The following is a 3,473-nucleotide window of genomic DNA, read 5'->3' as shown; positions in this document are numbered from 1 at the left end:
TATCTCTATTCGCTCAGGTTCGTTGGCCTGTTCTGCGGCCGGGATTCGTGTTTGAGCAGGTGATGTCGGTTCGGAGCCCCTTGGGGCCCGAATCGACGAACCATCGACGAGAGTGACGGTTTGGGCGTAATGTCGACGCATGCTCGCTCCTTCTGAAGTTGGTAGCTGATGGTGCTGGTGGCGTTGCCCGGTGGCGGCGCCATGGATCCGGCGTTCTGGAGTGTGCAGGCGGCCGAGGATTTCGAGCAGGAGATCGTCGACCAGTACGCGCTGGCGATGGCAGCGGCTGGTTTGAGTGACTCGCATATCCGCAATACCCGGGCGACGATTATTGAGTTCGCCCGTTCGGTGACGGGCCCGCTGTGGGCGGCGACCTGTCAGGATGCCGACCGGTTCCTGGCCGAACAACGCAGGCTGGGTCGCAGTGTGAGCACCAGGGCCGGCAAGGCCGGGACACTGGCGCTGTTTTACGAGTTCATGATCAGCCGTTATCAGGGCCGGATCCATCGGGTGGCCGGGGTGCTGGTCGAGCAGCCCATCGATGAGTTCAACCGCCAGTCCGGGGCGGCGCTGGGCAACGTCAGAGTGCCGCCGTCGGATGCCGAGATCGACACGTTCTTTACTTGTTGGCGGCACTCGATCCCGCAGGCGCGCAAGTATCTGCCCGCCGCGCGGGACTACTTCGCTGCCTCGCTGTGGCGTCGGCTCGGGTTGCGGATCAACGAGACGGTGATGCTCGACATCCGTGACTGGCGCCCGGACCTGGGCGGGTTCGGCAAGCTCCACGTCCGGTTCGGCAAGGGAGCCCACGGCCGTGGCCCGAAGCCGCGTCTGGTGCCCGCGATCAACGGCGCGGCCGAGCTGATCGACTGGTGGCTGGGCGAGGTCCGACACCAGTACGGCGAGGACTGGGCCGATCCCGATGCGCCTTTGCTCCCCTCGGAGCGGTTCGACCGCGAGCTGGGACGATGCGGCCGGGTCGGTGCCAACGCGCTGCGGCGCAGCCTGGGGCTGCAGGTCGAGCAGTGGTTGCCGGCATGGTCGGGACGGATGACGCCCCACGTTCTGCGGCATTACTGCGCCTCCTCGCTGTACGGGGCCGGGATGGACATCAAGGCCCTCCAGGAGTTGCTGGGGCATCAGTGGCTCGCGACTACCTCGGGTTACATCCACGTGCGCAGCGAGCACGTCGAACTGGCCTGGAAGAACGCCAATGAGCGGGTCGAGTCCCGCTTCGCGACCACACAAAAGGAAGGATGAGGCCGTGCTGTGGAACCTGCGGATCAGAGCCGCCGAACGCGGGGTCTGGAAGTCGGCGCAGATGCGCCGGATGCTCGCCGATGCCGGGCTGGAGATCAGTGCCGGGAAGATGTCCTCGTGGTGGGCCGGGACACCGGCGACGATGAGACTCGAGGAGCTCGACGTGCTCTGCTCAGTGTTAAAGTGCACGCCGACGGACCTGATGAGTCCCGAGCCGGACAAGGTCGCTGCACGTCGTCCACGCGCGACCGAGACCGTCAATGGCAATAACCAGGACCACGGCGCCGGCAATGGCGGGGTATCGCCGGTCGTCACGCCGAGATTCGGCAGGCCACGGTCCGAGCCGCCCCTATAGGCAGGGCTGTTGTGAGTCCCGCCCCGGGCCCGACGGCGGCGCTGCGGCCGCCATCGATGTGCCCCCACTGCCAGATCAACCGTGTCGCGTGGGTCCACCCTCGGGTGGACTATTGCTATGACTGCCTTCCCGGCGGCCCGTTCATCCCGCCCCCGTGTTCCAAGTGCGGCACCAACGCGGGCTACTTCAGCCAAGGCATGTGCGCCAGCTGCCATCCCGGCAGCCCGCAATACCCAGGCTCGTGCAAGGGCTGTCTGGCGTGGGGTGTCTACCGCCGCTACAACTGGACGTGCTGGCAGTGTCGTTGGTGGCGCTCCCACAACCCGGAAGGAATCTGCGACTTTTGCGGGCGCGCGGCCCGTATCGGGGAGCGGCGGGCCTGCCGGCTGTGTCTGGAACAGGCCCGAATGCTCCAGGAGCCCGGACATGGCCTGGACCTGGCCGGCGCGAATCAGGCCGGGCACCAACTCTTCTTCGCCAACATGACCTCCGCACGCCGGGGCGCACCGCCGTTGAGCCCGGAACAACGCGCCCCATGGAAGCGGCGGGACAAGAACAACCCGCCCGGCACGGGTTCGGCTGCCGACTACGGCGTGCAGATGCCGTTGTTCGATATGGCGCCCGATCCCGCGGCCCTCGCAGCGCGTGCCCGCCTCGAAAACAGAGACCTGACCCGCTACTGCGCCGCCATCGTCCGTGAACACGCCGCGAGGGCCGGCTGGAGCAAGCGGCAACGCAACGACGTGACCCGATCGCTGCGGCTGCTGCAGGGCTTCCGGCTCAGCCCGACCGCGAAGATCCGCGCCACCGACGTCCTCCAATTGCGCCAATACTCCGGCAACGTCATCTCCACGATCGACGTTCTGGCCGCGGCAGGCCTGCTTATCGAGGACCGGCCAACCCGGATCGAACGCTACTTCGCTGCCAAGACCAGCACCCTGCCGCCGGTCATGAAGGACCAGCTCGAGGTGTGGCTGCAAGTCCTGACCAACGGCGCACACCAGGCGCCACGGCAGATCCCGCGCGACCCAGGGACCATCAGGGCCCACATCCTGGGCATCGAACCCATCATCCACGCCTGGGCCGAGGCAGGCCTCCAGTCTTTCGCCGAGGTCACCCGCGCCGACATCACAGCCGCACTGGACGAAACGACGGCCCGCCGCCACATAGCCGGGAACGGGCTCAAATCGCTCTTCACGACCCTGAAAGGCCGCCGGCTCATCTTCGCGAATCCGACCCGCGGGATGAAGGCGTCCCCGAAGACCAGCACCATCCCGCTCGCCCTGGACGCCGCAGTGATCCGCGAAGAGTTGAACTCCCCGAAGCCGGTGGTCGCCCTCGCCGTTGCCTTGGTCGCCTTCCACGCGCTGACCAAGAAACAGCTCAGCGAGCTGCGGCTCACCGACATCAGCGACGGACACCTGATACTCGGCACCCGCGACATCCCGCTGGCCGCGCCCGTGCGCACCCGCCTGGCAGCCTGGCTCGACCAGCGCAACCGGACCTGGCCAGGCAGTGCCAACCCGCACCTGCTCATCAACCGGCGTACGGCGCCCAGGCTCCTCCCCGTTAGCCGCCAGTACCCCTGGACCGGATTGACGCTGCGGCCCCAGGCGCTGCGCGAGGACCGTATCCTGCACGAGATCCACGCGACCGGCGGCGACGTCCGCCGCATCTGCGACCTGTTCGGGCTCAGCGTCGAAGGCGCCACCCGCTACCTCAACACCGTCGAGCACCCGGATCTCACCCTTGAGGGCGAACAAGTTCCCCGAACCTGAGCACCAACACCCGCCGCAACCCCCGGGCATGCTCAAGTTCACGCCAAAAGCGTCAAAATTCACGCGAACTTCTCACTGTT

Annotated in this window: 3 protein-coding genes; all 3 read left to right on the top strand. The window is 66.9% G+C overall.

Features of this window, described 5'->3' with window-relative positions; all coding sequences use genetic code 11:
* The first annotated feature begins 168 nt into the window (after positions 1–168).
* The 3 genes from EU811_RS20390 (at position 169) to EU811_RS20380 (ending at position 3,393) form a co-directional block, all read left to right on the top strand.
* On the top strand, positions 169–1,260 hold the full coding sequence (locus tag EU811_RS20390; RefSeq protein ID WP_142940112.1) for a tyrosine-type recombinase/integrase: 1,092 nt from the start codon (positions 169–171) through the stop codon (positions 1,258–1,260).
* A gap of 4 nt (positions 1,261–1,264) precedes the next feature.
* Positions 1,265–1,615: a helix-turn-helix domain-containing protein gene (locus EU811_RS20385; protein ID WP_142940111.1), complete on the top strand. Its 351-nt coding sequence runs from the start codon at positions 1,265–1,267 to the stop codon at positions 1,613–1,615.
* A gap of 407 nt (positions 1,616–2,022) precedes the next feature.
* Positions 2,023–3,393, top strand: coding sequence for a hypothetical protein (locus tag EU811_RS20380; protein ID WP_238703481.1), 1,371 nt, complete (start codon positions 2,023–2,025; stop codon positions 3,391–3,393).
* The last annotated feature ends 80 nt before the right edge of the window (positions 3,394–3,473 follow it).

Source organism: Arthrobacter sp. TS-15, from assembly GCF_006964045.1.
In the GTDB taxonomy this organism is placed as follows: Bacteria; Actinomycetota; Actinomycetes; order Actinomycetales; family Micrococcaceae; genus Arthrobacter.
Note: the sequence above shows the minus strand (reverse complement) of the source record. Positions and strands in the feature narration are given on the sequence as shown.

Bases quoted from the DNA above. Each gene is read 5' to 3' on its own strand.
- EU811_RS20390 (WP_142940112.1), top strand. From the start codon at position 169: ATGGTGCTGGTGGCGTTGCCCGGTGGCGGCGCCATGGATCCGGCGTTC.
- EU811_RS20380 (WP_238703481.1), top strand. From the start codon at position 2,023: ATGCTCCAGGAGCCCGGACATGGCCTGGACCTGGCCGGCGCGAATCAG.